Origin of the sequence: Thermomonas sp., assembly GCF_020850895.1 — a bacterium.
Lineage (GTDB): Bacteria > Pseudomonadota > Gammaproteobacteria > Xanthomonadales > Xanthomonadaceae > Thermomonas.
In genome coordinates this window covers 1-4,635 of record NZ_JADZDS010000048.1, presented here as the reverse complement: position 1 = coordinate 4,635, position 4,635 = coordinate 1, and the positions used below count along the sequence as shown (strand labels likewise).

Genomic DNA, 4,635 nt, shown 5'->3' with positions numbered 1-4,635 from the left:
TGTCGACCACCCCGGCCTTGCCTTCCACCCGCGCCAGCATCCACTCCAGCACGCGCAGGTTGTCGCCGAAGCCCGGCCACAGGAACCTGCCGTCATCGCCCTTGCGGAACCAGTTGACGTGGAAGATTTTCGGCAACTTCGCGCCGGGCTGGTCGAACGACAGCCAATGGCCGAAGTAGTCGGCGAAGTTGTAGCCGCAGAACGGCTTCATCGCCATCGGGTCACGGCGCAGCACGCCGACCGCGCCGGTGGCTGCGGCGGTGGTTTCCGAACCCATCGATGCGCCGATGAGGACCCCGTGGGTCCAGTCGCGCGCTTCGAACACCAACGGCACCAGCGAGGCGCGGCGGCCACCGAAGACAATCGCGCTGATCGGCACCCCTTGCGGGTCTTCGGTCATCGGCGAGTAGCTCGGGCACTGGCGCGCGCTGACGGTGAAGCGCGAATTGGGATGCGCGGCGGGACGCACGGCCGGATCAAAGGGCTGGCCCTGCCAGTCGGTGACCGGCGCCTGGCCGTTGTCGATGCCTTCCCACCAGGGCTGGTTGTCGGCGGTCAGGCCGACGTTGGTGAAGATGGTGTTGGACTGGATCGTGGCCAGCGCGTTCGGGTTCGATTTCTTCGAGGTGCCCGGCGCAACGCCGAAGAAACCCGCCTCGGGATTGATCGCGTAGAGCTGGCCATCGGCGCCGGGACGCATCCAGCAGATGTCATCACCCACGGTCCAGATCTTCCAGCCGGCCTGCAGGTAGCCTTCCGGCGGGATCAGCATGGCGAGGTTGGTCTTGCCGCAGGCCGACGGGAACGCTGCTGCGATGTAGCGGGTGACGCCCTGCGGATTCTCGACGCCGAGGATCAGCATGTGTTCGGCCAGCCAGCCTTCCGTGCGCGCCTGATACGAGGCGATGCGCAGGGCGTGGCACTTCTTGCCGAGCAGGGCATTGCCGCCATAGCCCGAGCCGTAGGACTTGATCGTCAACTCCTCGGGGAAGTGCATGATGAAGCGGCGGTTCGGGTCCAGTTCGCCGGTCGAGTGCAGGCCCTTGACGAAGCTTCCCTCACGCTCGATCCGCGCCAGCGCCGGCGCGCCCATGCGGGTCATGATCCGCATGTTGGCGACCACGTAGGGCGAGTCGGTGATCTCCACGCCGCAGCGCGCCAGCGGGGAATCAATGGGGCCCATGCAATAGGGAACGACGTACAGCGTGCGTCCGCGCATGCAGCCGTCGAACAGCGCGTCGATCTTGGCGTGCGCCTCGTTTGGCGCCATCCAGTGATTGTTGGGGCCGGCGTCGTCGCGCTCGGGCGTGCAGATGAAGGTCAGGTGCTCGACCCGCGCCACGTCTTCGGGATTGGAGCGATGCAGGGTGCAGCCTGGATGGGTGTCCTGATTGAGTTCGATGAGGGTGCCGTCGGCCAGCATCCGCGCGTTGAGTGCGGCGCTTTCCGCATCGCTGCCGTCGCACCAGTTGATGGCGTCGGGGCGGGTCAGTGCGGCGACCTCGGCCACCCAATCGCGCAACGCTGCGAGCGTGGTTGGCGTGCCGGTGACGGTCGGTTTGGACTCGGATACAACGGACATGCTGCTTGCCTCCGCCCGAACGGGCGCTGGATGTGGACGTTTATGTGGACTTGGATTGGACGCGACGCGCAAGCGGTTCAACTGCGCGGGATCAGCGTCGTCATGATGTGGTCGATGTAGGCGGCAAAATCTTCGCTCTGCTCGCGCTGGCGGAACTTGGGCAACTCCAGCTGCAGGAAGCCAACGTACACCGCGTAAGTCATCCGCGCCCGCCGCAGTGCATCACGCTCGTTCAGGCCGGCCTGGCGGAACGAGGCGAACAGGAAACCGACACGCCGCTCCAGCACGTTGTCGAGCACGGCGCGGATCGCCGGATGCTCGGCCGCCTTGAGCAGTTCGGAATAGATGATGTGGGTCTTGGTGTGGAAACGGATCAGGTTGAACAGGGTGCGCAGGCGCTCGCCGGCATCGGTGATCGAGGCCAGTGCGCCGTAGGCAGCCTGCTCGTCGCGCTCCCAACGTTCCAGCGCGGCCTGCAGCAGGGCATCGCGGGACGGAAAGTGCCAGTAGAAGCTGCCCTTGGTCACCCCGAGGCGACGCGCCAGTGGTTCGACGGCCACGGCCGAGACCCCGGACTCAGCGATCTGGTCGAGGGCCTCCCGGGTCCAGTCGTCCACGTTCAGGCGCGGGTTGCGGGTTGCGGTGTCGGTCATCGTGGGTTCGAATCCATACGGCAGCTCGTCAAATAGTATGTCTGAGCGTTTACTCAACCGGAGTGCGATAGATAGTTCGCACTGGAATCACATACTAGAAAGTATGGTAGTGGCGGGTGCAGCGTCACGCAAACGCAGCCCCGCGGCCCGAAGCCACCTCGGAACCCTGACATGAACCCGATCCTGAGTGCCTCCCTGCCGATCCTCGCCGTGCTGGCGGCATCGGCCTTTGCCGCTTACCACCGCCTGCGCTTGGCGATCTGGGCCGCGCTGTGCGCCACCCTGCTGGCGGCCTGCTGGCTGTTGGGAGACAGCCGGTTGGCCAGCTGGATCGTGGCGACCTGCGTCGCCCTCATTGCGATCCCCCTGCTGATCCCGGCCATCCGCAAGCCGCTGCTCTCCGCGCCGGCGCTGAAGTTCCTGCGCAAGGCGCTGCCGCCGCTGTCGCAGACCGAGCGGATCGCGCTGGAAACCGGCTCGGTCGGCTTCGAGGGCGATCTGTTCTCGGGCAAGCCGGACTGGCGCAAGCTGCTCGGCCACCCCAAGCCGCAGCTGTCGGCCGAAGAGCAGGCTTTCCTCGATGGCCCGGTGGAAACGCTGTGCACGATGATCGACGACTGGGACATCACCCACGTCCGCGCCGATCTGTCGCCGGAAGTGTGGGATTACATGAAGAAGCAGCGCTTCTTCGGCATGATCATTCCGAAGGAATACGGCGGGCTCGGCTTCTCCGCGCTGGCCCATCACAAGGTGATCCAGAAGGTCGCCTCGATCAGTTCGGTGGCCAGCGCCACGGTGGGTGTCCCCAATTCGCTCGGCCCCGGTGAGTTGATCCACCGCTACGGCACCCAGGAGCAGAAGGACTACTACCTGCCGCGGCTGGCCTGCGGCCAGGACGTGCCCTGCTTCGGCCTGACCGGGCCCTTCGCCGGCTCCGACGCCACCTCCATCCCCGATTTCGGCATCGTCTGCAAGGGCCAGTGGAACGGCGCGAACGTGCTGGGCCTCAAGCTCACCTTCGACAAGCGCTACATCACCTTGGCGCCGGTGGCGAGCCTGATTGGCCTCGCCTTCCGCATGTATGACCCGGACGGCTTGCTGGGCGATGTCCGCGACATCGGGATCACCCTCGCCCTGCTGCCGGCGGACACGCCCGGGGTCGAAGTCGGTCGTCGCCACTTCCCGCTGAACTCGCCGTTCCAGAACGGCCCGATCCACGGCAAGGAGGTGTTCATTCCGCTGAGCCAGCTGATCGGCGGCCTCGACATGGCCGGCAAGGGCTGGAACATGCTCAACGAATGCCTGGCGGTCGGGCGTTCGATCACCCTGCCCTCGACCGCCAGCGGCGGGGCCAAGTCGGGCGCGGTGGTCACCGGCGCCTATGCGCGCATCCGCAAGCAGTTCGGCTTGTCGGTGGGGCGCTTTGAAGGCGTGGAGGAAGCGCTGGCGCGGATCGGCGGCAAGGCCTATGCGATCAGTGCGCTGTCGCAGGCGACGGCGGCGGCGGTGGATCGCGGCGATGTGCCCTCGGTGCCCTCGGCGATTGCCAAATACCACTGCACCACCGCCGCGCGCGAGATCAGCAAGGACGTGATGGACGTGATCGGCGGCAAGGGGATTATCTTGGGCCCGCACAACTTCGCCGGGCGCTCCTGGCAGGCGGCACCGATTGCCATCACGGTGGAAGGCGCCAACATCATGACCCGCAGCCTGCTGATCTTCGGCCAGGGCTCGATCCTCTGCCATCCGTATATCCTCAAGGAAATGCGGGCGGCGCAGGATCCCGATGCCAAGGCCGGTCTCGACGCACTGGATGCCGCGCTCTATCCGCACATCGGCGGCGCGATTTCCAACGCGGTGCGCTCACTGTGGTTCGGCCTGACCGGCGCGCGCCTGCAGTCGGTGGCCGGCGATGCCTACACGAAGAAGTTCTTCCGCAAGCTCAATCGCTACGCCGCCAACCTCGCCCTGCTCACCGATATTTCGCTGGGCGCGCTGGGCGGTCGGCTGAAGTTCAAGGAATCGCTGTCGGGGCGGCTGGGCGATGTGCTCAGCCATCTGTACATGATGGGCGCGGTGCTCAAGCGCCACCACGACGAAGGCTGCCCTGAGGCCGACAAGCCGCTGCTGGCCTGGGCCTTCCACAACAGCGCGTATGAAATTGAATTGGCGTTGTCGCAGGCGCTGCGCAACTTCCCGATCAAGCCCTTGGGCTGGCTGCTGTGGCCGCTGGTGTTCCCGTTCGGCCGCCGCGCGGTGGCACCGGGTGATCGCCTCTGCCATCGGGTGGCAAACCTGCTGATGAATCCGAACGAAGCGCGCCAGCGGCTCGCCGCCGGCGTCTTCCTCACCCCCGGCGCGCATAACCCGGGCGGCCGAATCAACAGCTATCTGGAGAAG

3 protein-coding genes are annotated in these 4,635 nt (G+C 66.1%); 1 reads left to right on the top strand and 2 read right to left on the bottom strand.

All coding sequences use genetic code 11. The features are described from left to right. Positions 1 to 1,582 (bottom strand): phosphoenolpyruvate carboxykinase (GTP) (locus IT472_RS04635; protein ID WP_297179080.1); only part of this gene is annotated, 1,582 nt, incomplete at its 3' end. Between the two features lie 77 nt (positions 1,583 to 1,659). Beyond that, complete coding sequence (locus tag IT472_RS04630; RefSeq protein WP_297179077.1) at positions 1,660 to 2,235, bottom strand: TetR/AcrR family transcriptional regulator; 576 nt, start codon at positions 2,233 to 2,235, stop codon at positions 1,660 to 1,662. Between the two features lie 183 nt (positions 2,236 to 2,418). On the opposite strand from IT472_RS04630, the gene IT472_RS04625 reads away from it, so the two are divergent. Next, a partial coding sequence (locus IT472_RS04625; RefSeq protein WP_297179082.1) for an acyl-CoA dehydrogenase occupies positions 2,419 to 4,635 on the top strand: 2,217 nt, incomplete at its 3' end.